We start from the raw sequence: 24,003 nt of genomic DNA, 5'->3' as shown, positions 1-24,003 counted from the left end.
CAGACAAGCACCCGGCGAGCGTCCCGCCGCGGGTCGATAGGTTCCAAGCCGGCTCAATCGCCGCTCCACTGCAATTCAGCGGAGCCCCGCCTCGGATTACACCAGTTCGACGTCGATGACGCCCGGCGCCGAGCGCAATGCTGCAGCGATCTCCGGCGAAATCCGGAACTTCTCGTTCAGTTCAACCTCGATCTCGCGCTGGCCATTGTCCTTGATGACGACGAAGGAGACGAGCCCGTCGCCCTTCGTGTTGAGGTGCGAGGCGATCGACTTCAGCGGCCCGGAATCGCGCACATAGACGCGCAGCGCCTTCTGCAGTTGCAGCGATTCTTCTTCGAGCGACCGCAGCGTCTGGATGCGCAGGCCGATGCCTTCCGGCCGCTCTTCCGCCGCCACGGTCATGACCAGCGACTTGCCGGGCTCGAGCAGGTCTCGATACTGGTGCAGCATCTCGGAGAACAGTACCGCCTCGAACTGGCCGGAGGAATCCGAGAAGGCGATGATTCCCATCTTGTTGCCGGTGCGCGTCTTGCGCTCCTGCTTCGAGGTTACTGTTCCGGCGAGCCTTCCGGCCGTCGCCCCCTTCTTCACAGCGCCTGCGAAATCGCCGAAGGTCTGCACGCGCATCTTGGCGAGCAGCGCATTGTAGGTGTCGAGCGGATGGGCAGACAGATAGAAGCCCAGAACCTGGAACTCACGGTGCAGCTTTTCCGAGGCAAGCCACGGCGTGTAGGTCGGAAGCGCAATGCGCTCCGGCCCGGTGGCCGCCCCTGCGCCGAACATGTCGCTCTGCCCGCTCGTCTTGTTTTCCTGAGCCCGCTGGGCAAACCCGAGAATACGATCGAGCCCGCCGACCAGCTCCGCCCGGTCGTAGCCGAAGCAATCGAAGGCGCCGGCGGCAATCAGGCTTTCAAAAACGCGACGGTTGAGCAGCTTGGGGTCGATCCGGAGGCAGAAGTCTTCGAGGCTTGCGAAGGCCTTGTCGCCTCGAACCTCGACGATGTGCTCGACCGCTGACTCGCCCACGCCCTTGATCGCTGCAAGCGAGTAATAGATGCGGCTTTCGCCCGTCTGGAAGTGCCGGAACGAGGTCTGTACCGACGGGGCGATCACCTCGATGCCCAGACGCTTGGCATCCTGGCGGAAGTCGTTGACCTTTTCGGTGTTGGACATGTCGAGCGTCATCGACGCCGCCAGGAACTCCACCGGATAATGCGCCTTCATGTAGGCGGTCTGATAGGACACGATCGCGTAGGCTGCCGCGTGCGACTTGTTGAAGCCGTAGTTGGCGAACTTGGCGAGCAGGTCGAAAATGAGGTCGGCCTGCGGCTTCGACACCTCGTTCTTGACGGCGCCGTCGACGAAACGGGCGCGCTGCTTGTCCATCTCCTCCTTGATCTTCTTACCCATGGCGCGGCGCAGAAGGTCGGCCTCGCCGAGCGAATAGCCAGAGAGCACCTGGGCGATCTGCATCACCTGCTCCTGGTAAACGATAACGCCCTGCGTTTCCTTGAGCAGGTGGTCGATCTTCGGATGGATCGACTCGACCTCTTCCTCGCCATGCTTACGGGCGTTATAGACCGGGATGTTCTCCATCGGGCCTGGGCGATAGAGCGCCACGAGTGCGATGATGTCCTCGATGCAGTCGGGCCGCATGCCGATCAGCGCCTTGCGCATGCCGGCACTTTCCACCTGGAACACGCCGACCGTTTCGCCGCGCGACAGCATCTCGTAGGTCTTCAGATCATCGAGCGGGATGCTCGCGAGATCGACCTCGATGCCGCGCTGCTTGACGAAATCGACCGCGACCTTCAACACCGTCAGCGTCTTCAGGCCGAGGAAGTCGAACTTGACGAGACCGGCCTGCTCGACCCACTTCATGTTGAACTGGGTGACCGGCATGTCGGAGCGCGGATCGCGATACATCGGCACCAGCTGCGACAACGGCCGGTCGCCGATCACGATACCGGCGGCGTGGGTCGAGGCGTGGCGGTAAAGGCCTTCGATCTTCTGGGCGATATCGAGAAGGCGGGCGACCACCGGCTCCTTCTCGGCCTCTTCCTGCAGGCGCGGCTCCTCCTCGATCGCCTTGGAAAGCGGCGTCGGGTTGGCGGGGTTGTTGGGCACCAGCTTGCAGATCTTGTCGACCTGACCATAGGGCATTTCGAGCACGCGACCGACGTCTCGCAAGGCGGCACGGGCCTGCAGCGAACCGAAGGTGATGATCTGCGCCACCTGTTCGCGACCGTACTTGCGCTGCACGTAGCGGATCACCTCTTCGCGCCGGTCCTGGCAGAAGTCGATGTCGAAGTCGGGCATCGAGACGCGCTCGGGATTGAGGAAGCGTTCGAACAGCAGCGAGAAGCGCATCGGATCGACGTCGGTGATCGTCAGCGCATAGGCGACGAGCGAGCCGGCGCCCGAGCCGCGACCCGGCCCGACGGGGATGTCGTGCTGCTTGGCCCATTTGATGAAGTCGGCAACGATCAGGAAGTAGCCGGGGAACTTCATGCGCTCGATGACGCTCAATTCGAAGGCCAGGCGCTCGCGGTATTCCTCTTGGGTGTAGCCGGGCGCCATACCCAGTCTCGCGAGACGGTCTTCGAGGCCCTCCTCCGCCTGGCGACGCAGTTCGTCCGACTCGGCGCGCTCGGCCTCCTCCGGATCCGCCGTCGCGCCGGTAAAGCGCGGCAGGATCGGCCCACGGGTCTTCAGCATGAAGGAGCAGCGCCGGGCGATCTCGATCGTGTTTTCCAGTGCCTCGGGCAGATCCGCAAACAGCGCCGCCATTTCTTTGCGGCTCTTCAGATAGTGGTCCGGTGTCAGGCGGAACCGGCTGTCGTCCGACACCATGGCGTTGTGCGCTACCGCCATCAGGGCGTCATGCGCCTCATAGTCGGAGGGCGACGGGAAGAAGGCTTCGTTGGTGGCGACAAGCGGAATGTCGAACTTGTAGGCAAGCTCGATCATCCGGCTCTCGTGCCGCCGGTCGTGGCCACCGTGGCGCTGCAGCTCGATATAGAGCCGATCGCCAAAGAGATCATGCAAGGCTTCGAGACGCGCTTCGGCGAGCGCCGTGGAGCCCGCCTTCATGGCGATATCCACCGGGCCACCGGACGCGCCGGTCAGCGCAATCAAGCCCTCGGTGCCGCATTCGCCAAGCCAGGAGCGCGTAATGCGCGTCGCCTGGCTGCCCTCGCCGCTGAGATAGGCACGGCTGACGAGATCGACGAGGCGCGTATAGCCGTCATCGGTGGCGGCGATGAGCACGATCGACGGCAGCTTGGCGAGCTGATGCCCATGGCCGCGCCGATCCCCCTCGGTCTCGTCCTCCATGTCGATCGACAGCTGGCAGCCGGTGATCGGCTGCAGCCCGTCACCGGCTGCCTTCTGCGAGAATTCGAGGGCTGCGAAGAGATTGTTGGTGTCGGCGATCCCGATCGCCGGCTGGTTATCGGCGACCGCCTTGCCGATGACCTTCTTCAGCGGCAGAGCGCCTTCGAGCAAGGAGAAGGCAGAGTGGACGCGCAGATGCACGAACTGCGGATCCGTGCCGAGCGCCTCACTCGATGCTGCCTTGCTGTCGTCTGCCATTGTCGCACCCTGATTCCTGTCCAGTCGGAAGGATATCCCGTTTATCGCCCGTCATGTCCAGATTCCCCTGGCATGTCGTCCCCCTTATTCAACGGGGATGAGACGCTTTGCGGAGGTGCTTGAGAGAAGATGTTGACGCCCGCCTTCAGAGGCCGAGCGCAATGAAAGAGATGCTTGCGATGAACAGGCTCATCGACGCGAAGGCGGCGAGGTCACGAACAAAATCAGTCATAACATGGCTCCTTTTCCGTTATGTTTTTACTTTGTTCCATTTTTGTTCACGCGTCAAGCAGTGCACAGGCATTCTGTTCACGATGGTTAACATCGCGCCCGAATGCAGGTTAACTGACGACGAAGCCGCTTGAGGAAAGCGCGGTGCCCGCATATCAAGAGGAACGACCACGCGGAGCGCTCCGACATGCTTGCACGCCTGATTCTCCCCTTGCTGATCCTGCTTCCGACCACCGTCTCCGCAGCAGAGACGATAGACCCCGCCCGCATCGTCTCGGCGGCGACCGGCGACTGGAACAAGGACGGGAGCCAGGATCTCGCGCTCATCGTACGACCCGCCCAAGGCAGCGACGAGGACAACGGCATCTATCTCTATCTCACCGGCGACAACGGCGCGCTGGCATTAAAGTCGGCCATTCCGAACAAGGTCTGGGGTCAGTTCGAACTCGTCGGCCAAGCGCCGTCGATCGAGGCGCTGCCGAGCGGCTCGTTGCTCATCACCAGTCAGAACGATGCCATCGGGCGCGACCGCTGGGAACAGAAGCTGACGGTCGCCTATCGCAACTTCGACTTCGTGGTGGCGGGCTACACCTACTCGTCCTACGATACGCTCGATCCGGACAACACCGCGCAATGCGACCTCAACGTGCTGACGGGCAAGGGCAAATCGAACGACACGCCAATCACCGCGAAAGGCGAGCTCATCCTTCTCAAGGACTGGAGCGACGATCGCGGGCAGAAGGCGTGCGGCCTGTAATAACCGGGTGATTGTTCTCTATTTGTTCTTTACAACTTCAGCGGATCACGACATCCTCCGGCGCGAACGTATGAGGAACAATCATGGCCGCGCTCGAAGCACTCAGAGAATTCATCGTTGAAGCCAAATCAAAAACCTATGTCGGCGGCGGCGGGCAGCGACCGTCGTCACGCCCGGGTTCCCACGACATCGGCTACGAGCGGGATAGCTGGCGCTACCTCGACAGCTATTTCGGCGGGACCGATTTCGCAGGCCAGGAGACCGTGTGGCAGAATGACGAGCCGCACTGGGCGATGAACTACTTCGGCCGGATCATCCGACCTGACCTCATAAACGGCGAAAAGGCAGGCGTCGTCATCAGGGCGGCGCTTCAGGCGATGTACCGCGACAAGCGGCATTTCCTCGGCGGCACGGAGTTCCGGCACGCCCATGGCTACTACATCGACAACAGCCGCGGCGACACCTCACATTTTTCCGGGCATGAGGTCATCTTCGTCGACGGCGAGGAAGCCTACGAGCTCGACTATCGCGGCGGTCTGATCAGGCGTTGAGGGCAAGGCCCGCAGCAAGTGACGCAAGAGCGCGCAGCGGTTCGCGAATCTGAAGGATCGCGGCGCGCTTTGGACGCCAAACGCCGCGGATGGCCGGCGAAGCTGGTAATCGCTGTGTCAGACGCACGCATTCATTCAAGAAACGACGTTGCAAGTCACAGCGTGGGGTCAATCGTAACGCAGGGCCTGCACCGGATCGAGGCGCGAGGCGCGCCAGGCCGGAAAGATCGTGGCGAGGAAGGAAAGGGTCAGCGCCATGACGACGACGAGTGCGGTCTCGTCTGCGTTCATATCGGCCGGGAGCTGGTTGAGGAAATAGAGCTCAGGGCTGAATATCGTCGTTCCCGAGATCCAGGAGAAGAACTGTCGGATGGATTCGATGTTGAGGCAGACGACGACGCCGAGCGCCACGCCCGCGACCGTTCCGGCAACGCCGATTGCAGCCCCCGTCATGAAGAAGATGCGCATCACCGAGCCGGAGGTCGCGCCCATGGTCCGCAGGATCGCGATGTCGCTGCCCTTGTCCTTCACCAGCATGATCAGGCCGGAGATGATGTTGAGTGCCGCGACCAGCACGATCAGCGACAGGATCATGAACATCACGTTGCTCTGGACCTCGAGCGTCGAGAAGAAAGTCTTGTTGCGGTCGCGCCAGTCGGTGATGAAGATCTGCCGTCCGGCCGCATCCTCGATCGGCTGGCGCAACTCTTCGACGACATCTGGATGTTCGACGAAGATCTCGATCGACTGAACCAGTCCCTCGGCGTTGAAGAACAGCTGTGCCTCTTCAAGCGGCATGAAGATGATTGTTGAATCATATTCCGACATGCCGATCTCGTAGATCGCCGAGACGGTATAGGCCTTCACACGCGGGTTCATGCCGAGCGGCGTCACGTCGCCGTTGGGCGAGGTCAGCGTAATCGTTCCGCCGACCGTTATGCCAAGCTGTTCGGCCATGCGCGAACCGATAGCCACGCCAGAGCCGGAGGCAAAGCCGACGAGATCGCCGGACTGGATGTGGTCAGAAACCGACTTCATCTTGCTCAAGTCGTCGGCGCGGATGCCGCGCACCAGCGCGCCGGTCGAACTGTCACCGACCCCTTGCGCCAGAACCTGGCCTTCGACCATCGGGATCGCCATGGTGACGCCTTTGACGCCCGAGAATTTAGTCGCAAGCTCGGCATAATTGTTGAGCGGACCGTCGATCGGCTGGACGATCATGTGGCCGTTGATGCCGAGGATGCGGGAGATGAGTTCGGTGCGGAAGCCGTTCATGACGGCCATGACGATGATCAGCGTCGCCACGCCGAGCATGATGCCGATGAAGGAGAAGCCGGCGATGACAGAGATGAAGGCTTCCTTGCGCCTGGAGCGCAGGTAGCGCCACGCCACCAAACGCTCGAAGGCGGAAAAGGGTCGGCTGGAGGACTTTTCAGGCCGCTCTGCGGCCTGCACCTGATTTTCAGTCACGGCGGTCATCCTGCCTTCCCTCGCCTCGTCACTTCGTTGCGACCAGCTTGTCGATCACCGCTTCGACGATCATCGACGGCGGTCTAGATTTACGTCGAGAGACTTGTACGTGCGCCAGCGAAAGGCAGGCTGACGTGGCGGCGTCCGAGTGGTCGTCGCGTCCGCCCTCCGGCACACTCACTTCATCTCGACGACCTTGCCGTCTTCGATCGTCACCCGCCGATCCATCAGTCCGGCGAGCTCGTGATTGTGCGTCGCGATCAATGCCGCGAGGCCCGACTGCCGTGCCAGCGCTTCCAGCGCCTCGAAGACATAACCGGCGGTCTCCGGATCGAGATTGCCTGTCGGTTCGTCGGCAAGGAGAACGAGCGGCGCGTTGGCAACGGCACGCGCAATCGCAACGCGCTGCTGCTCGCCGCCGGAAAGTTCCGCCGGGCGGTGATCGGCGCGGTGGCCGATGCGCATATAGTCGAGCAACGCCCCAGCCCGCTCCGCGGCTTCCGCCTTGGGCAGACCGGCGATCAACTGCGGCATCATGATGTTTTCGAGCGCCGAGAACTCAGGCAACAGGTGGTGGAACTGGTAGACGAAACCGATCTCGTTGCGACGGATCGCCGTGCGCCGATCGTCATTGAGCCCGCCGCAGGACACCCCGTTGACCAGCACCTCGCCGCTATCGGGGCGTTCCAGCAGACCCGCCACATGCAGCAGCGTCGATTTTCCGGTCCCTGACGGCGCGACCAGCGCCACAGTCTCGCCGCTTCTCAGCGTGAAGTCCGCACCCTTGAGGATGGAAAGGAACGTCTCGCCTTCCCCATAGTGTCGTTCGACGCCGGAAAGCTGCAGTGCCACGCGCGCATTCATTGAGGTGATGTCCTTGTCATTCGTAACGCAGGGCCTGCACCGGATCGAGGCGCGAGGCGCGCCAGGCCGGAAAGATCGTGGCGAGGAAGGAAAGGGTCAGCGCCATGACGATGACGAGTGCAGTCTCGTCTGCGTTCATGTCGGCCGGAAGCTGGCTGAGGAAATAAAGCTCTGGGCTAAACAGCGTCGTTCCGGAGATCCAGGAGAAGAACTGTCGGATGGATTCGATGTTGAGGCAGACGACGACGCCGAGCGCCACGCCCGCGACCGTTCCGGCGACGCCGATTGCAGCCCCCGTCATGAAGAAGATGCGCATCACCGAGCCGGAGGTCGCGCCCATGGTCCTTAAGATCGCGATGTCGCTGCCCTTGTCCTTCACCAACATGATCAGGCCGGAGATGATGTTGAGCGCCGCGACCAGCACGATTAGCGTCAGGATCATGAACATCACGTTGCGCTCCACCTGGAGCGCGGAGAAGAAGGTCTTGTTGCGGTCGCGCCAGTCGGTGATGAAGATCTGCCGTCCGGCCGCGTCCTCGATCGGCTGGCGCAACTCCTCAACGACATCTGGATGTTCGACGAAGATCTCGATCGACTGAACCAGTCCCTCGGCGTTGAAGAACAGCTGTGCCTCTTCAAGCGGCATGAAGATGATTGTTGAATCATATTCCGACATGCCGATCTCGTAGATCGCCGAGACGGTATAGGCCTTCACACGGGGGTTCATGCCGAGCGGTGTCACGTCGCCGTTGGGCGAGGTCAGCGTAATCGTTCCGCCGACCGTTATGCCAAGCTGCTCGGCCATGCGCGAACCGATAGCCACGCCAGAGCCGGAGGCAAAGCCGACGAGATCGCCGGACTGGATGTGGTCAGAAACCGACTTCATCTTGCTCAAGTCGTCGGCGCGGATACCGCGCACCAGCGCACCGGTCGAGCTGTCACCGACCCCTTGCGCCAGGACCTGGCCTTCGACCATCGGGATCGCCATGGTGACGCCCTTGACGCCCGAAAATTTGGTCGCCAGTTCCGGATAATTGTTGAGCGGACCGTCGATCGGCTGGACGATCATGTGGCCGTTGATGCCGAGGATGCGGGAGATGAGCTCGGTGCGGAAGCCGTTCATCACCGCCATGACGATGATCAGCGTCGCCACGCCGAGCATGATGCCGATGAAGGAGAAGCCGGCGATGACAGAGATGAAGGCTTCCTTGCGTCTGGAGCGCAGGTAGCGCCACGCCACCATACGCTCGAAGGCGGAAAAGGGTCGGCTGGAGGACTTTTCAGGCCGCTCTGCGGCCTGCACCTGATTTTCAGTCACGGCGGTCATCCTGCCTTCCCTCGCCTCGTCACTTCGTTGCGATCAGCTTGTTGATCGCCGCTTCGACGGTCATCGTCTCGCGCTCGCCGGTCTTGCGGTCCTTGACCTCGACTTCGCCATTGGCGATCGAACGCGGTCCGACGATGATCTGGACCGGAACGCCGATCAGATCAGCCGTCGCGAACTTCGCACCAGCGCGGTCGTCCCTGTCGTCGAGCAGCGCCTCGAATCCAGCCTTGCCGAGTTCAGAATAGAGCGTCTCGCAGGCGCCGTCACAAGCGGCATCGCCCGCTTTCATGTTTATGATGACGCCATCGAACGGCGCGATCGACTTCGGCCAGATGATGCCGTTGTCGTCATGCGAGGCTTCGATGATCGCCGGCACCAGACGGGTCGGGCCGATGCCATAGGAGCCCATGTGCACTGCATGCTCCTTGCCGTCGGGGCCGAGAACCTTGGCGCCCATGGCTTCGGAGTACTTGGTGCCGAAATAGAAGATGTGGCCGACTTCGATGCCGCGGGCCGACAGTCGGTCGCCCTCGGCAACCGCGTTGAAGGCTGCCTCGTCGTGCATTTCCGACGTCGCCGCATAACGCGAGGTCCACTTGTCGAAGATCGTCTTCAGGCCGGCAACGTCATCGAAATTCGTGTCTTCGCCCGGAATATCGAAGCCGAGGAAATCCTTATGGCAGAAGACTTCGGACTCGCCGGTATCGGCAAGAATGATGAATTCGTGGCTGAGATTGCCGCCGATCGGGCCGGTATCGGCGCGCATCGGAATGGCGCGAAGGCCCATGCGCGCGAAGGTGCGCAAGTAAGCGGCAAACATCCGGTTATAGGCGTGTTCGGCCCCTTCCCGATCGAGATCGAAGGAATAGGCGTCCTTCATCAGGAATTCGCGCGAGCGCATGGTGCCGAAGCGCGGACGGATCTCGTCACGGAACTTCAGCTGGATGTGGTAGAGATTGAGCGGCAGGTCGCGGTAGGACTTCACGTAGGAACGGAAGACGTCCGTGATCATTTCCTCGTTCGTCGGGCCGTAGAGCATCGGCCGGTCCTGCCGGTCCTTGATACGCAGCATTTCCTTGCCGTAGGCGTCGTAGCGACCGCTTTCCTGCCACAGCTCGGCAGACTGGAGGGTCGGCATCAGAAGCTCGATCGCGCCGGAGCGGTTCTGCTCCTCGCGGATGACCGCGTTGACCTTGTCGAGAACCCGCTTGCCCAATGGCAGCCAGGTATAGATGCCCGAAGACTGCTGCCGGACCATGCCCGTGCGCAGCATGAGGCGGTGGGAAACGATTTCCGCTTCCTTGGGATTTTCCTTCAGGATGGGCATAAAAAAGCGGGACAGGCGCATGACGGGTTCCAGAACTTGATGAACGTCGCACTATCGGCGGATTCGGGCGAAATGACGTTGAGCGAGATGCCGGCTTCACCTTTTGATTGGTAAAGGCGACCGCTGCTTTTCGGGTCGGGCTCTCCATTTTCCATCACCGGCAAAGCCGGCAGGAACCTTTAGGAGCCTTGCGTTCATAGCTGCTTCGCCGGCGGAAGAAAACCCTGCTCTCCGTTGTCACGGGCAGAGAAAGCATCCACGGATTTTCAGGGGGAACTCGACGCCGCTCCTGCGTCAAAAGAGCACGCTAGTAACAAGATTACGACAGTAATTGTCAACGGGAATATTTTACCCAACTGTAGCAAAAATGCAAAAAAACAGGATGACAGAGCCCAATGTTTGGGCTAGTTTCGGCTCACAAAACAGGCATGAAGACTAAATTCTTGCCGACTTTCGCGGTCAAGTCTTGGGAGGATAAGATCTTAGGCGCGCTTCGTCGCTGCCGCCGGAAACGGATTAAAGATCACGCGAAACTTGAAAAACAAGGCTTTTAGCCTTGTTTTTTTTTGCTTTTCAGCAAGAGACAGACGCGCGAAGCACCTTGCAAAATTGAACTATGTCAATTTCACGGCGGTCAATCCTGCAATTGCCCGGGTTTTGCCCGCGGGCATGCGCGCAGGCTCCGTCAAGGCACAGATGTGCCCATCAAATTGCACAGAACATGTCGCATTGAGAGCGACCGGCTCACGCGGCGGCCGCGATGAACTTATCAATCAAATTTTGGGTAGAAACGCGGAATGGAATCTATGCCGTAGCCGAGCCTGACGGACAGGATATACCAGGCAAGTTGAATGACGGCCGCAATCACCGTCGTCAAAAGCACAACACGCTTGGCGTTGAACTTCGCCGGGGCGCTCTCGACACTCCCCGGAACGACGCTGTTTTCTTCAGCCTGAGTGCGCACGCCGAGGGGCAGCACGGCAAAGAGCGTGATCCACCAGATGATGAAGTAGATGGCAAAGGTCGAAAAAAGCGGCATTTCAAGCTCCCGGTGAAGGCGATCGGCAAGACAGCGAGCAACCCGCGTTTCGCCGCGACTTCCGCGACATTCCGTCCGCCTTATAGCGCTGACCGCCCGATCGCACAAACCGGCATCGCGCGATCTACTGTCACACCTCTTCGAGTTCGATCAGCGTACCCTGAAAATCCTTGGGATGCAGGAAGAGCACCGGCTTGCCATGGGCGCCGATCTTCGGCTCACCATCGCCCAACACTCGCGCTCCGGCGGCGCGCAACGCGTCGCGCGCCGACAGGATGTTCTCTACCTCGTAGCAGATGTGATGCATCCCGCCCGAAGGGTTCTTCGCCAGGAAAGCGGCAATCGGTGAGCCCTCGCCGAGCGGCTCCAGCAGCTCGACCTTGGTGTTTGCAAGCGTGACGAACACGACGGTGACGCCGTGTTCGGGCAAAGCCTGTGGCTCGGTGACGGAGGCGCCGAGCGTCGAGCGATAGCTTTCGGCGGCGGAGTGAAGATCCGGCACTGCGATGGCGATGTGGTTCACTCTTCCAAGCATTGCGATCTCCCGCTTTGACGTCCGGTTCCGCTTACATGGTCACGGGCGACCGGCCAATCAGACTTTGGTGACAAACACCGTGACGATCGGCTTCTTGCCCCAGATCTGGTTGGCGGTGCTGCGCACGGCGCGGCGGACCGCCTCCTGCAGCATTGCCAGATCCTTGCGCTTTGCCCGCGGAATGCTCTCGACGGCGCCAAGAATGGCGTCATAGAGCGTGTCCTCCATGTCCTCGCCCTCGTCGTCGAACTCCGGCAAGCCGATCGCGACGATATCCGGGTCGCCCATGAAATCGTAGCGGCTGTCGAGAACCACGTTGACGGCGACATGGCCGGCGAAGGAGAGCTTGCGGCGTTCGCCGATGCCCATCTCCTCGAAATCGCCGATGAGGCTGCCGTCCTTGTAGATGCGGCCATGGGGCGCTTCGTCGATCACTTCGGCGGGACCTGGCGCAAGACGCAGCATTTCGCCGTTCCTGAGACGCGGAACGCTGGCGATGCCGGACTGCCGGCCCAGTTCGCCATGCGCCGTCAGATGCGCCGCCTCGCCATGAACAGGTACGAGGATCTGCGGCCGTAGCCACTGGTACATCTGCTGCAGCTCGGTGCGACGCGGGTGGCCGGATACGTGCACCAGCGCCTCGCTGTCGGTGATGATGTGGATGCCCTGTTCCACCAGGCCGTTCTTGATGTCGTTGATCGCCTTTTCGTTGCCCGGGATCGTGCGTGAGGAAAACACGACCGTGTCGCCAGCCGAGAAGGCGACATTTCGCATCTCGTCACGGGCGATCTTGGCAAGGGCTGCCCGCGGCTCGCCCTGGCTGCCAGTCAGGATGACCACGACCTTGTCGCGCGGCACGTAGCCGAACTCGTCTTCGGCGAGGAAAGGTTTGATGCCTTCCATCAGCCCAAGATCCGTAGCGACGGCGACGACCCGCTTCATCGAACTGCCGAGCAGAAGCACATCCCTGCCGGCCTCTTCCGCCGCTTCGGCGATCGAGCGGATGCGCCCGACATTCGAGGAGAACGTCGTGATCGCCACCCGACCCTCAGCGTTGGCGATGATCTTCGTCAGGCTTTCGGAAACCTCCTGCTCCGACGGCGAAACGCCGTCGCGCATCGCATTGGTGGAATCGCAGACGAGCGCAAGCACACCTTCATCGCCGATCTGGCGGAAGCGTGTCTCGTCGGTCAACGGTCCGAGCGACGGGTGAAGGTCGATCTTCCAGTCGCCGGTATGAACCACGGTGCCGACCGGCGTGCGAATGATCAGCGACATTGGCTCGGGGATCGAGTGGTTGACGCCGACGGCCTCAATCTCGAAGGGGCCGACATTGATACGGTCGCCCTGCTTGAAGATCGTGATGGGGATCTCGCCCCGGCTCTTCTCGAAGTCCCGCTTGGCTTCGAGCATGCCTGCCGTGAACGGCGAGGCATAGACCGGCACATTGAGACCGGGCCACAGGTCGTTCAGACCGCCATAGTGGTCCTCGTGCGCATGGGTGATGATGATCGCCTTGAGATTGCGGCGCTCTTCGGCGAGAAAGCCGATATCGGGGAGCACGAGGTCGACCCCCGGGAGCTCTGGCCCCGGGAAAGTCACACCGCAATCGACCATGATCCACTGGCGGCTGCCCGGCCGTCCGTAGCCGTACAGGCCAAGATTCATGCCGATTTCGCCGACGCCGCCGAGCGGCAAGAACACCAATTCTTCTTCTTGCGCCATGTCGTGTTGCGCCCCTGTTCCAAATTTATCCGAAAAATACGTCGCCGGCGGCAATCGCCTGCGTCATGCCGTTGCCGGTGTCGAGCACCAGCCGTCCGGCCTCATCAATACCGGCAAAGCGCCCTGAAAGCGACCGGTCCGGCAGGTTCACGGTTATCGTTTCACCGATGCCGCGGGCTGCCGCCCGCCATTGTTCGATCGTCGTAGCGATACCGGCGCCCCGATCCCAAACCTGCAGGGTCTCCGCCATCGTCAGGAACAGGCGAGCAAACAGTTCGTCGGGCGAAACCGACGCACCTTCGTTGGCCAGCGACGTCACGGGATAGAGCCCTTCATCCGGCTGGACCGCGATGTTGATGCCGCAACCGATGACCAGCGCCCGGCGCCCGTCCGGGAGGCTTTCGCCTTCAAGCAGGATACCGCAGGTCTTCTTGCCGTCGATCAGGATGTCGTTCGGCCACTTGATCTCCACCGGCGCCGAACCCGGCGGCATCACCTGTCGGATCGCCCTGTGAACGGCGACGGCGACAGCGAGCGGCAAAGAGTGCAGGTACTCGACCGGTGCCGGCTCGATGAGGAGAAGCGAAGCGTAGAGATTGCCCGGTTCGGAGAACCATGCCCGGCCGCGACGTCCGCGCCCGCCGGTCTGCCTGATGGCCGTGACCCAGAGATTGCCCGGGTCACCCTGGCGCGCACGCGCCAGGCATTCACTGTTGGTCGACCCGACCGCATCGAGAGCGACGTGCCGGAAATCGTCGAGCGAGATCCGGCCGCCACTTTCAAAGGCGATCAAAAGAAGGTCCGCGCCGCGACTTCAGCGGCGTTTCCGAGCGGGCCGCCGATGAGCACGTATCCGAGAACGAACAGGCCCGAGAGACCGAACACCAGCCGCAGTTCGCCGGCGGTGCGGGCGAACTCGCCCTTGGCATCGTCGAACCACATCACCTTGATGACGCGCAGGTAGTAGTAGGCGCCGACGACGGATGCGAGAACGCCGATGATGGCGAGCGCATAGAGCTGGGCTTCAATGGCCGCCATGAAGACGAAGTACTTCCCGAAGAAGCCTGCCATCGGCGGGATGCCGGCGAGCGAGAACATCAGGACGGTCAGCACCGTCGCCATGAAGGGGTTGGTCTGCGAGAGACCGGCGAGATCGTCGACGTTCTCGACGTTTTCGCCTTCCTTGCGGCGCATCGCCAGGATGCAGGCGAAGGTGCCAAGCGTCATGACCATGTAGATGAGCATGTAGAGCAGCACGCCGCGAACACCAGCCATGGAGCCGGCAGCAAGGCCGACCAGCGCGTAGCCCATGTGGCCGATCGAGGAATAGGCCATCAGGCGCTTGATGTTCTTCTGGCCGATCGCCGCGAAGGCACCGAGCAGCATCGATGCGATCGAGATGAAGACGATGATCTGCTGCCAGTCTGCAACGACAGGCTCGAAGGCGTTGATGACGATGCGAACGAGGATCGCCATGGCGGCGACCTTCGGTGCCGCCGCGAAGAAGGCGGTGACCGGCGTCGGCGCGCCTTCATAAACGTCAGGCGTCCACATGTGGAACGGCACGGCCGAGATCTTGAAGGCTAGGCCGGCGAGTACGAAAACCAGCCCGAAGATCAGGCCGAGCGAGCGGCCTTCAGCCGTCAGCGCAGCCGCGATCTGGGTAAAGCCGGTGTGGCCGGTGAAGCCGTAGATCAGCGACATGCCGTAAAGCAGCATGCCCGAAGAAAGCGCACCGAGGACGAAGTACTTCAGGCCGGCTTCCGTCGAGCGGATGCTGTCTCGGTTGATGGCAGCGACGACATAAAGGGCCAGCGACTGCAGTTCCAGCGACAGGTAGAGCGAGATCAGGTCGTTGGCCGAGATCATCAAGAGCATGCCGAGCGTTGCCAGCACCAGAAGCACCGGGAACTCGAAACGGTCAATCTGGGCGGAGCGCGCATGGCCGACCGTCATCACCAGGGCGGTGATGGAGCCGATCAGGGCCAGAACCTTCATGAACTTGGCGAAGGGGTCCGACAGGAAGGCGCCGCCATAGGCTTCGCCTTCACCGGTCTTAAGCACGAGCCAGAGGCCAGCGATGATCAGGAGGGCAACCGCAAGACCGGTGACCGTCGACGCCGACTTCTCGCCGGAAAACACGCCAATCATCAGCAACGCCATCGCGCCGACCGCGAGGATCAGCTCGGGGATCGAGAGTTGCAGGCTTGCAAGGAGGGTTTCAGCAGTCATGTCCAATCACGTCCTGTGGTCATTGCACCGAAAGCGCAACGTTTTGCGCTGCCTGCAGGGCTGCGGAGTAGTTGTTGACGAGCAGATCCACGGAGGCCGCGGTCGCATCGAAGATCGGTGCCGGGTAGACGCCGAAGAAGATCGTCAGGATCACCAGCGGATAAAGGATGGCCTTTTCGCGACCGGAAAGATCGAGCAACGACTTCAGGCTTTCCTTCTCCAGGGCACCGAAGACGACCCGGCGATAAAGCCAGAGGGCGTACGCTGCCGAGAGGATCACGCCCGAGGTCGCAAAGAGCGCAACCCAGGTGTTGGCACGGAAGGCACCGACGAGGGTCAGGACTTCGCCGACGAAGCTGGACGTGCCCGGCAGGCCGACGTTCGCCATGGTGAACACCATGAAGGCGACGGCGTACTTCGGCATGTTGTTTACGAGGCCGCCATAGGCGGCGATTTCGCGGGTGTGCAGGCGGTCGTAGACAACGCCGACGCAAAGGAAGAGCGCGCCGGAGACAATGCCGTGCGACAGCATCTGGAAGATCGCACCCTGCACGCCCTGAACGTTGGCGGCAAAGATACCCATCGTCACGTAGCCCATGTGCGCAACGGACGAATAGGCGATCAACTTCTTGATATCGGTCTGCATCAGCGCCACCAGCGAGGTGTAGATGATGGCGACGACCGAAAGCGTGAAGACGAACGGCGCGAAGTAATCTGAGGCCAGCGGGAACATCGGCAGCGAGAAGCGCAGGAAGCCGTAACCGCCGAGCTTTAGCAAGACGCCGGCCAGAATGACCGAGCCCGCCGTCGGCGCCTGAACGTGTGCGTCGGGAAGCCAGGTGTGGACCGGCCACATCGGCATCTTCACCGCAAAGGAGGCGAAGAAGGCGAGCCACAGCCAAGTCTGCATCTGGCGCGGGAAGTTATAGGCCAGTAGCTGCGTGATGTCGGTCGTACCGGCCTGCCAGTACATCGCCATGATCGCGAGCAGCATCAGCACTGAGCCGAGCAGCGTATAGAGGAAGAACTTGTAGCTGGCGTAAACGCGGTCCTTGCCGCCCCAGACACCGATGATGAGGAACATCGGGATGAGACCGGCTTCGAAGAACACGTAGAAGAGCACGATATCGAGCGACACGAAGACGCCGATCATGAACGTTTCCAGGACCAGGAACGCGATCATGTAGGCCTTCAGCCGCTTCTCGATCGACAGCCAGCTCGCCAGTACGCAGAACGGCATGAGGAAGGCCGAGAGCACCACGAACAGCATCGAGATACCATCGACACCGAGATGGTAGGAAATGCCGGTGCCGAGCCACTCGTGCTTCTCGATCATCTGGAAGCCCGGGTTCGAGGAATCGAACTGGTACCAGATGTAGACCGACACGGCGAAGGTGAAGATCGTCGTCAGCAGCGAAACGTTCAGGATATTCCGGCGGCCGTAGGCGCTGTCTTCCCTTGTGAGCAAGAGAAGCAGGACGCCGACGAGCGGCATGAAGGTGACCGCGGAAAGTACGGGCCAATCGGTCATCAGAAGGAACTCCTGAACATCATCCAAGTAACAAGCGCGGCAATGCCGATCAGCATCGCAAACGCGTAGTGATAGAGGTAACCAGTCTGCAGGCGGACAACGCGGTCAGTGACGTTGAGCACACGTGCGGCAATGCCGTTCGGGCCGTAGCCGTCGATCACGCGACCGTCGCCTTCCTTCCACAGGAAGGTGCCGAGCCACTTGGCCGAGCGTACGAACAGGAAGTCATAGAGCTCGTCGAAGTACCACTTATTGAGCAGGAACTGGTAGAGGCCACGGTGCTGCTCTGCCAGATACTTCGGCAGTTCCGGCCGGCGGATATACATGTACCAGGCCGTGAAGAGGCCAAGCGCCATGGCGACAAACGGGCTCCACTTAACCCACTTCGGCACGTGGTGGTACTCATGCAGGATTTCGTTTTCCGCCGAGGTGAACAGCGCACCCTTCCAGAATTCGGCATAGCCTTCGCCGAAGAAGTGATCGTGGAAGATGAAGCCGGCGACCAGCGCACCGACGCCAAGGATATAGAGCGGCACCAGCATGACCTGCGGCGATTCATGCACGTGATGCATGACATCCGAGGAAGCGCGCGGCTTGCCATGGAAGGTCATGAAGGTCAGGCGCCACGAATAGAAGCTGGTGAAGAGTGCCGCGACAACGAGCAGCGCATAGGCGAAACCGGAAACCGAGCTGTGGGCGGCATAGGCGGACTCGATGATCGCGTCCTTCGAGAAGAAGCCTGCGGTACCGATGATCGTGCCAGGGATGCCGACGCCGGTCAGTGCGATCGTGCCGATGAACATCATCCAGTAGGTAACCGGAATGTGCTTCCTGAGACCGCCCATGTAACGCATGTCCTGCTCGCCATCGACGGCGTGGATGACCGAACCGGCACCCAAGAACAGCAGAGCCTTGAAGAAGGCGTGCGTGAACAGGTGGAAGATCGCCGCGCCATAGGCACCGACGCCGAGGGCCACGAACATGTAGCCGAGCTGCGAGCAGGTCGAATAGGCGATGACGCGCTTGATGTCGTTCTGGACGAGGCCGACGGTCGCCGCGAAGAAGGCGGTGATCGCGCCGATGATGGTGACGACGGTCAGCGCATCCGGCGACAGCTCGAACACCGGCGACATGCGGGCGACGAGGAAGACGCCGGCGGTAACCATGGTTGCGGCATGGATAAGAGCCGAAACCGGGGTCGGGCCTTCCATGGCGTCCGGAAGCCAGGTGTGCAGCAGGAACTGCGCCGACTTGCCCATCGCGCCCATGAAGAGCAGCAGGGATGCGGCGGTGATGGCGTCAGCCTTGTCGAGGTGCATGCCGAACAGGGTGACGACGGCCTCCCCTGCTCCCGCACCTTCGGCCGGCAGATAGGTCTTGGCGGCAGCGAAGATCGTTTCCAGGTTGACCGAGCCGAACAGCACGAAGACCAGGAAGATACCGAGCGCGAACCCGAAGTCACCGACGCGGTTGACGATGAAGGCCTTCATCGCAGCAGCGTTGGCCGACGGCTTCTTGTACCAGAAGCCGATGAGCAGGTAGGACGCAAGACCCACGCCTTCCCAGCCGAAGAACATCTGCACCAGGTTGTCCGACGTGATGAGCATCAACATCGCGAAGGTGAAGAGCGACAGATAGGCAAAGAAGCGCGGACGATGCGGATCGTGGTGCATGTAGCCGATCGAATAGACATGCACGAGGGTCGACACCGTGTTGACGACCACGAACATGACCGAGGTCAGCGTATCGACGCGGAACGCCCATTCGACATCGAAGGTGCCGGACTGGATCCAGCGCAGCACCGACACCTTGATCATTTCCTGGTGGCCCATGGCGACGTCGAAGAAGACGTACCAGGAGAGCGCAGCGGCAATGATCATCAGACCGCTGGTGACATATTCCGATGCCTTGGCGCCGATCGAACTACCGAAGAGGCCGGCGATCAGAAAGCCGATCAAAGGCAGGAAGACGATAGCCTTGATGATGGTATCCATAGCCCAATCAGCCCTTCATCATGTTGACGTCTTCAACAGCGATCGAGCCGCGGTTGCGGTAGAAGACGACGAGAATTGCAAGTCCGATGGCCGCTTCCGCAGCCGCGACGGTCAGGATGAACAGGGCAAAGACCTGGCCAGTGATGTCATTCAGGAACGCCGAGAAGGCGACCATGTTGATGTTGACCGCAAGAAGAATGAGTTCGACCGACATCAGGATGACGATGACGTTCTTCCGGTTCAGGAAGATGCCGAAGACGCCCAGCGTGAACAGGATGGCGCTGACGGTGAGATAGTGGGAAATTCCGATTTCCATTTTTTTGTTCCTCGATCTCGCGTCCGACTTAAATGCCCTGGCCGGGCTTGACCGTGACCACTTCGACGGCGGTCTCGGGCGTGCGGGCAACCTGCTGCGGGATGTTCTGGCGCTTGATGTTTTCGCGGTGGCGCAGGGTCAGCACGATCGCGCCGATCATGGCTACGAGCAGGACCAGGCCGGCGATCTGGAAGAAGTAGACGTAGTGCGTGTAGAGCACGTCGCCGAGCGCTGCCGTGTTCGTGCGGTCGGCGACCGCCGGGATCGGCATCGAAATCGACTTGGCGATCTCAGGCGAGAATGTCGCACCGCCAACCACGATGATGAGCTCGGCTGCAAGGATCAGACCGATCAGCGCGCCCACCGGCGCATATTCAAGCACGCCGGCCCGCAGTTCCGCGAAGTCGATGTCGAGCATCATGACCACGAACAGGAACAGCACCGCGACCGCGCCGACATAAACGACCAGCAGGATCATCGCGAGGAATTCGGCGCCAGTCAGCAGGAACAGACCTGCCGCGTTAAAGAAGGTCAGGATCAGGAACAGAACCGAATAAACCGGGTTCCTGGCCGCAATGACCATGAATGCCGACGCCACCGCGATGAAGGCAAAGAGATAGAAAAAAAGAACCTGCAGACCCATGATCGGTGCCTTCTTCGTCTTGCACGGCGTGAGGCGCTTCTGGCCCCACTCCACAGGCAAAGCCGGACACGCGTCCGGCCGTTGCCCAAACCTATGTCACATGCACCGCCCTCCCCGGGGCGGCGCTACGCTCTGGCCTCAGCGATAGGGCGAGTCCATTGCGATGTTGCGTGCGATTTCCCGTTCCCAACGGTCGCCGTTGGCGAGGAGCTTGTCCTTGTCGTAGTAAAGCTCTTCGCGCGTCTCGGTGGCGAACTCGAAGTTCGGGCCCTCGACGATGGCATCGACCGGACAGGCTTCCTGGCAGAAACCGCAATAGATGCACTTCACCATGTCGATGTCGTAGCGAACCGTACGGCGTGTGCCGTCGTTGCGGCGCGGGCCGGCTTCGATGGTGATGGCCTGTGCAGGACAGATCGCCTCGCACAGCTTGCAGGCGATGCAACGCTCTTCACCGTTCGGATAACGGCGCAGCGCATGCTCGCCGCGGAAGCGCGGGCTGACCGGTCCCTTTTCGAAGGGGTAGTTCAACGTCGCCTTCGGCTTGAAGAAATAGCGCATCGACAGAAAGAACGCGCCGACGAATTCCTTCAGGAACAGCGAGCTGACGGCTTGCGAAAGACCGGCCATCATTTACCTCCAGAGTTGCCGGCCTGGGAGCGACCGGCGGTATGCTGCCAAACGTGAGCCATCGTCATGCGGCTCCCGTCAGCTTGAGAACGAACGCAGTGATCACGACCATTGCGAGAGAGATCGGCAGGAAGACCTTCCAGCCAAGACGCATCAGCTGGTCGTAGCGGTAACGCGGCACGAAAGCCTTCACCATCGCGAACATGAAGAACACGAAGGATGCCTTCAGCACAAACCAGATGATGCCGGGTACCCAGTTGAGGAACCAGACGTCCACCGGAGGCAGCCAGCCACCGAGGAACAGGATCGTCGTCAGCGCGCACATCAGGCAGATGGCGGCATATTCGCCGAGCATGAACATCATGTAAGGCGTGGAGCCGTACTCGACCATGAAGCCGGCGACGAGTTCGGATTCCGCTTCGGGAAGGTCGAAAGGCGGGCGGTTCGTTTCGGCCAGCGCCGAAATGAAGAACACGATGAACATCGGGAACAGCGCCAGCCAATGCCAGTCGAGGAACGACGCCGGCAGGCCGAGGTTGGTGCCGATGCCGCTCGACTGCGCGTTGACGATGTCCGTCAGGTTCAGCGAGCCGACGCAGAGCAGGACGGTGACGATAACGAAGCCGATCGAGACTTCGTAGGAGACCATCTGTGCCGCGGAGCGAAGCGCGCCGAGGAAGGGATATTTGGAGTTCGACGCCCAGCCGCCCATGATGATGCCATAAACTTCAAGAGAAGATATGGCGAACACGAAGAGGATGCCGACGTTGATGTTCGCGATCACCCAGCCGGCGTTGAGCGGGATCACGGCCCAAGCGGCGAGCGCCAGCGTCACGGAGACGAGCGGGGCGAGCAGGAAGATCGCCTTGTTGGCGCCGGCCGGGATAACCGGCTCCTTGAAGACGAACTTCAAAAGGTCGGCGAAGGACTGGAAAAGTCCCCAGGGGCCCACCACATTCGGACCACGGCGGAGCTGAACTGCAGCCCAGATCTTACGGTCTGCGAGCAGGATGTAGGCGATGAAAAGCAGCAGCGCGACCAGGAGCAGCAGCGACTGGGCGACCATGATGATCGCGGGCCAGACATAGGTCGAAACGAAAGCGTCCATGATACTCTATTCCCTCGCGCTCATTCCGCCGCAGCTTTGAAATTGTTGCGTGCCAAAGCCGAGCATTCGGCCATGACGGCGGATGCGCGCGCTATCGGGTTCGTCAAATAGAAGTCTTTGACCGGAGACGCAAACACGGATTTGCCCATCTCACCTGCTTTTTGACCAAGTGCGGCAATTTCGTCGCCGTTGCCGCTCGCGATCGCGTCGATATCGGCGAAATGCGGGTGGGCCGCATAGAGCTTCGAGCGCAATTCGCCAAGCGAATCAAAGGGCAGCTTCTTGCCGAGCACGTCGGAGAGCGCGCGGATGATCGCCCAGTCCTCGCGTGCGTCGCCCGGTGCGAAGCCGGCGCGGTTGCCGACCTGAACGCGGCCTTCGGTGTTGACCCAGGTGCCGGACTTTTCGGTGTAGGTCGCGCCCGGCAGGATGACGTCGGCGGCATGTGCGCCGTTGTCGCCGTGCGAGCCGATATAAACCGTGAAGCCGGACTTGCGTTCCGCAAGGTCGATCTCGTCAGCGCCGAGCAGGAAGAGAACGTCGGAGGCGGTGACCATCTCGGCCGCCGTCTTGCCGTTCGCGCCCGGAACGAAGCCGAGGTCGAGACCACCGACGCGGGAAGCGGCCGTGTGAAGAACGGCAAAACCGTTCCACTCGGCGGTAATCGCACCGACGGCGCCTGCGAGCTTGGCGGCGGCAGAAAGAACGGCATCGCCGCCCTCCCCTGCAACAGCACCCTGGCCGATGAGGATCATCGGGCGCTGCGCCTTCTTTAAGGTCGCTGCAAACTTGCCCTTGCCCGAGACGAGCTCGGCGAGCGTTTCGGTGCCGGCGCCGAGATACTCGTATTCGTAACGCAGTTCGCCCGGCTCGCCGATCACGGCGATCGGGAAGTTGCCCATGCGGTAGCGCTTGCGGATGCGGGCGTTGAGAACCGAAGCCTCAAAGCGCGGATTGGAGCCGATGATCAGCAGCGCGTCAGCGCTTTCGATGCCAGCGATCGTCGGGTTGAAAAGGTAGCTGGCGCGACCGAGCGACGGGTCGAGTGCGGCGCCATCCTGGCGGCAGTCGACACTCTCGGAGCCGAGCGCTGCGATCAGCTGCTTCAGCGCGTACATTTCTTCGACCGAAGCGAGGTCGCCGGCAATGGCGCCGATCTTGTCGCCGGAAGTCTGGGCGACGGCAGCCTTGACCGCCTGGAAGGCTTCGCCCCACGTTGCCGGCTGCAGACGGCCGTCCTTCTTGACGTATGGACGATCGAGGCGCTGCGTCTTCAGGCCATCCCAGATGAAGCGGCTCTTGTCGGAGATCCACTCTTCGTTGATGTCCTCATTGACGCGCGGCATGATGCGCATGACTTCGCGGCCGCGGGTATCGACGCGGATCGCCGAACCGAGCGCGTCCATCACGTCGATGGATTCGGTCTTGTTCAGCTCCCACGGACGGGCGGTGAAGGCAAACGGCTTCGAGGTCAGCGCACCGACCGGGCAGAGGTCAACGACGTTGCCCTGCAGTTCGGAGGTCATCGCCTGCTCGAGATAGGTGGTGATCTCGGCGTCTTCGCCGCGGCCGATCAGGCCAAGTTCGGCAATGCCGGCAACTTCGGTCGTGAAGCGAACGCAGCGCGTGCAGTGAATGCAGCGGTTCATCACGGTCTTGACGAGCGGGCCGATATACTTGTCTTCGACGGCGCGCTTGTTTTCCTGGTAGCGCGAGCTGTCGATACCGAAGGCCATGGCCTGGTCCTGCAGGTCGCATTCGCCGCCCTGGTCACAGATCGGGCAGTCGAGCGGATGGTTGATCAGCAGGAATTCCATCACGCCTTCGCGCGCCTTCTTGACCATCGGCGTGGTCGTGAAGACTTCCGGCGCTTCGCCGTTCGGGCCCGGACGGAGGTCGCGCACGCCCATGGCGCAGGAAGCGGCGGGCTTGGGCGGCCCTCCCTTCACCTCGATCAGACACATGCGGCAGTTGCCGGCGACCGAAAGCCGCTCGTGAAAACAGAAGCGCGGAACTTCAGCCCCGGCCTCTTCGCACGCCTGAAGCAGCGTGAAATGATCCGGTACCTCGATCTCTTTTCCGTCGACTTTCAGCTTTGCCATCTTCGTACTCAATCCTGTCTTCCGTCC

19 protein-coding genes are annotated in these 24,003 nt (G+C 61.3%); 2 read left to right on the top strand and 17 right to left on the bottom strand.

Features of this window, described 5'->3' with window-relative positions; translation table 11 throughout:
- Positions 1-96: 96 nt before the first annotated feature.
- Positions 97-3,594 carry a DNA polymerase III subunit alpha gene (gene dnaE, locus FA04_RS05150; protein WP_034795337.1) on the bottom strand — a complete coding sequence of 1,166 codons (3,498 nt, stop codon included), beginning with the start codon at positions 3,592-3,594 and terminating at the stop codon, positions 97-99.
- A 418-nt stretch (positions 3,595-4,012) separates the two neighbouring features.
- Here dnaE and FA04_RS05145 point away from each other — a divergent pair, with 418 nt between their 5' ends.
- A complete protein-coding gene (locus FA04_RS05145; protein ID WP_034795336.1) occupies positions 4,013-4,582 on the top strand; it encodes a hypothetical protein in 570 nt (189 codons plus the stop codon).
- 83 nt (positions 4,583-4,665) lie between these two features.
- Complete coding sequence (locus tag FA04_RS05140; protein ID WP_034795326.1) at positions 4,666-5,133, top strand: DUF5680 domain-containing protein; 468 nt, start codon at positions 4,666-4,668, stop codon at positions 5,131-5,133.
- A gap of 168 nt (positions 5,134-5,301) precedes the next feature.
- Here FA04_RS05140 and FA04_RS05135 read toward each other — a convergent pair whose 3' ends face one another.
- The 16 genes from FA04_RS05135 to nuoG form a co-directional block, all read right to left on the bottom strand.
- On the bottom strand, positions 5,302-6,612 hold the full coding sequence (locus FA04_RS05135; RefSeq protein ID WP_064816986.1) for a lipoprotein-releasing ABC transporter permease subunit: 1,311 nt from the start codon (positions 6,610-6,612) through the stop codon (positions 5,302-5,304).
- A gap of 168 nt (positions 6,613-6,780) precedes the next feature.
- The gene (locus FA04_RS05130) at positions 6,781-7,467 is read right to left on the bottom strand and encodes an ABC transporter ATP-binding protein (RefSeq protein ID WP_034786709.1); all 687 of its coding nucleotides are present in this window, start codon (positions 7,465-7,467) and stop codon (positions 6,781-6,783) included.
- A 16-nt stretch (positions 7,468-7,483) separates the two neighbouring features.
- Positions 7,484-8,794, bottom strand: a complete 1,311-nt coding sequence (locus FA04_RS05125; RefSeq protein ID WP_064816985.1) for a lipoprotein-releasing ABC transporter permease subunit — start codon at positions 8,792-8,794, stop codon at positions 7,484-7,486.
- Positions 8,795-8,813: 19 nt separating this feature from the next.
- On the bottom strand, positions 8,814-10,142 hold the full coding sequence (gene proS, locus FA04_RS05120) for a proline--tRNA ligase (RefSeq protein ID WP_034803555.1): 1,329 nt from the start codon (positions 10,140-10,142) through the stop codon (positions 8,814-8,816).
- 748 nt (positions 10,143-10,890) lie between these two features.
- Positions 10,891-11,160, bottom strand: coding sequence for a DUF1467 family protein (locus tag FA04_RS05115; protein ID WP_034803557.1), 270 nt, complete (start codon positions 11,158-11,160; stop codon positions 10,891-10,893).
- Between the two features lie 130 nt (positions 11,161-11,290).
- Positions 11,291-11,695, bottom strand: a complete 405-nt coding sequence (gene mce, locus FA04_RS05110) for a methylmalonyl-CoA epimerase (RefSeq protein ID WP_034803559.1) — start codon at positions 11,693-11,695, stop codon at positions 11,291-11,293.
- Between the two features lie 57 nt (positions 11,696-11,752).
- Positions 11,753-13,420, bottom strand: a complete 1,668-nt coding sequence (locus tag FA04_RS05105) for a ribonuclease J (protein WP_034803561.1) — start codon at positions 13,418-13,420, stop codon at positions 11,753-11,755.
- 25 nt (positions 13,421-13,445) lie between these two features.
- Positions 13,446-14,210, bottom strand: a complete 765-nt coding sequence (locus FA04_RS05100) for a biotin--[acetyl-CoA-carboxylase] ligase (RefSeq protein ID WP_034804231.1) — start codon at positions 14,208-14,210, stop codon at positions 13,446-13,448.
- On the bottom strand, positions 14,210-15,652 hold the full coding sequence (nuoN, locus tag FA04_RS05095) for an NADH-quinone oxidoreductase subunit NuoN (protein WP_034803562.1): 1,443 nt from the start codon (positions 15,650-15,652) through the stop codon (positions 14,210-14,212). Before nuoN ends, FA04_RS05100 begins: the two co-directional genes overlap by 1 nt.
- A gap of 19 nt (positions 15,653-15,671) precedes the next feature.
- Positions 15,672-17,183, bottom strand: a complete 1,512-nt coding sequence (locus FA04_RS05090; RefSeq protein WP_034803564.1) for an NADH-quinone oxidoreductase subunit M — start codon at positions 17,181-17,183, stop codon at positions 15,672-15,674.
- Complete coding sequence (gene nuoL / locus FA04_RS05085; protein WP_034803566.1) at positions 17,183-19,177, bottom strand: NADH-quinone oxidoreductase subunit L; 1,995 nt, start codon at positions 19,175-19,177, stop codon at positions 17,183-17,185. Before nuoL ends, FA04_RS05090 begins: the two co-directional genes overlap by 1 nt.
- A 7-nt stretch (positions 19,178-19,184) precedes the next feature.
- Positions 19,185-19,493, bottom strand: coding sequence for an NADH-quinone oxidoreductase subunit NuoK (gene nuoK, locus FA04_RS05080; RefSeq protein ID WP_034803568.1), 309 nt, complete (start codon positions 19,491-19,493; stop codon positions 19,185-19,187).
- A gap of 28 nt (positions 19,494-19,521) precedes the next feature.
- Positions 19,522-20,136 carry an NADH-quinone oxidoreductase subunit J gene (locus FA04_RS05075; RefSeq protein WP_034804235.1) on the bottom strand — a complete coding sequence of 205 codons (615 nt, stop codon included), beginning with the start codon at positions 20,134-20,136 and terminating at the stop codon, positions 19,522-19,524.
- 138 nt (positions 20,137-20,274) lie between these two features.
- On the bottom strand, positions 20,275-20,766 hold the full coding sequence (gene nuoI / locus FA04_RS05070; RefSeq protein ID WP_025426590.1) for an NADH-quinone oxidoreductase subunit NuoI: 492 nt from the start codon (positions 20,764-20,766) through the stop codon (positions 20,275-20,277).
- Between the two features lie 64 nt (positions 20,767-20,830).
- Positions 20,831-21,874, bottom strand: coding sequence for an NADH-quinone oxidoreductase subunit NuoH (nuoH, locus tag FA04_RS05065; protein ID WP_034803570.1), 1,044 nt, complete (start codon positions 21,872-21,874; stop codon positions 20,831-20,833).
- A 20-nt stretch (positions 21,875-21,894) separates the two neighbouring features.
- Positions 21,895-23,976, bottom strand: a complete 2,082-nt coding sequence (nuoG, locus tag FA04_RS05060; RefSeq protein ID WP_034803574.1) for an NADH-quinone oxidoreductase subunit NuoG — start codon at positions 23,974-23,976, stop codon at positions 21,895-21,897.
- Between the last annotated feature and the right edge of the window lie 27 nt (positions 23,977-24,003).

Origin of the sequence: Ensifer adhaerens (assembly GCF_000697965.2) — a bacterium.
Lineage (GTDB): Bacteria > Pseudomonadota > Alphaproteobacteria > Rhizobiales > Rhizobiaceae > Ensifer > Ensifer adhaerens.
Note: the sequence above shows the minus strand (reverse complement) of the source record. Positions and strands in the feature narration are given on the sequence as shown.

Bases quoted from the DNA above. Each gene is read 5' to 3' on its own strand.
- nuoH (WP_034803570.1), bottom strand. From the start codon at position 21,874: ATGGACGCTTTCGTTTCGACCTATGTCTGGCCCGCGATCATCATGGTC.
- FA04_RS05090 (WP_034803564.1), bottom strand. From the start codon at position 17,183: ATGACCGATTGGCCCGTACTTTCCGCGGTCACCTTCATGCCGCTCGTC.
- FA04_RS05140 (WP_034795326.1), top strand. From the start codon at position 4,666: ATGGCCGCGCTCGAAGCACTCAGAGAATTCATCGTTGAAGCCAAATCA.
- FA04_RS05135 (WP_064816986.1), bottom strand. From the start codon at position 6,612: ATGACCGCCGTGACTGAAAATCAGGTGCAGGCCGCAGAGCGGCCTGAA.
- FA04_RS05115 (WP_034803557.1), bottom strand. From the start codon at position 11,160: ATGCCGCTTTTTTCGACCTTTGCCATCTACTTCATCATCTGGTGGATC.
- nuoN (WP_034803562.1), bottom strand. From the start codon at position 15,652: ATGACTGCTGAAACCCTCCTTGCAAGCCTGCAACTCTCGATCCCCGAG.
- nuoK (WP_034803568.1), bottom strand. From the start codon at position 19,493: ATGGAAATCGGAATTTCCCACTATCTCACCGTCAGCGCCATCCTGTTC.
- mce (WP_034803559.1), bottom strand. From the start codon at position 11,695: ATGCTTGGAAGAGTGAACCACATCGCCATCGCAGTGCCGGATCTTCAC.
- FA04_RS05145 (WP_034795336.1), top strand. From the start codon at position 4,013: ATGCTTGCACGCCTGATTCTCCCCTTGCTGATCCTGCTTCCGACCACC.
- nuoI (WP_025426590.1), bottom strand. From the start codon at position 20,766: ATGGCCGGTCTTTCGCAAGCCGTCAGCTCGCTGTTCCTGAAGGAATTC.
- nuoL (WP_034803566.1), bottom strand. From the start codon at position 19,177: ATGGATACCATCATCAAGGCTATCGTCTTCCTGCCTTTGATCGGCTTT.
- FA04_RS05075 (WP_034804235.1), bottom strand. From the start codon at position 20,136: ATGGGTCTGCAGGTTCTTTTTTTCTATCTCTTTGCCTTCATCGCGGTG.
- FA04_RS05105 (WP_034803561.1), bottom strand. From the start codon at position 13,420: ATGGCGCAAGAAGAAGAATTGGTGTTCTTGCCGCTCGGCGGCGTCGGC.
- FA04_RS05125 (WP_064816985.1), bottom strand. From the start codon at position 8,794: ATGACCGCCGTGACTGAAAATCAGGTGCAGGCCGCAGAGCGGCCTGAA.
- FA04_RS05130 (WP_034786709.1), bottom strand. From the start codon at position 7,467: ATGAATGCGCGCGTGGCACTGCAGCTTTCCGGCGTCGAACGACACTAT.
- proS (WP_034803555.1), bottom strand. From the start codon at position 10,142: ATGCGCCTGTCCCGCTTTTTTATGCCCATCCTGAAGGAAAATCCCAAG.
- dnaE (WP_034795337.1), bottom strand. From the start codon at position 3,594: ATGGCAGACGACAGCAAGGCAGCATCGAGTGAGGCGCTCGGCACGGAT.
- nuoG (WP_034803574.1), bottom strand. From the start codon at position 23,976: ATGGCAAAGCTGAAAGTCGACGGAAAAGAGATCGAGGTACCGGATCAT.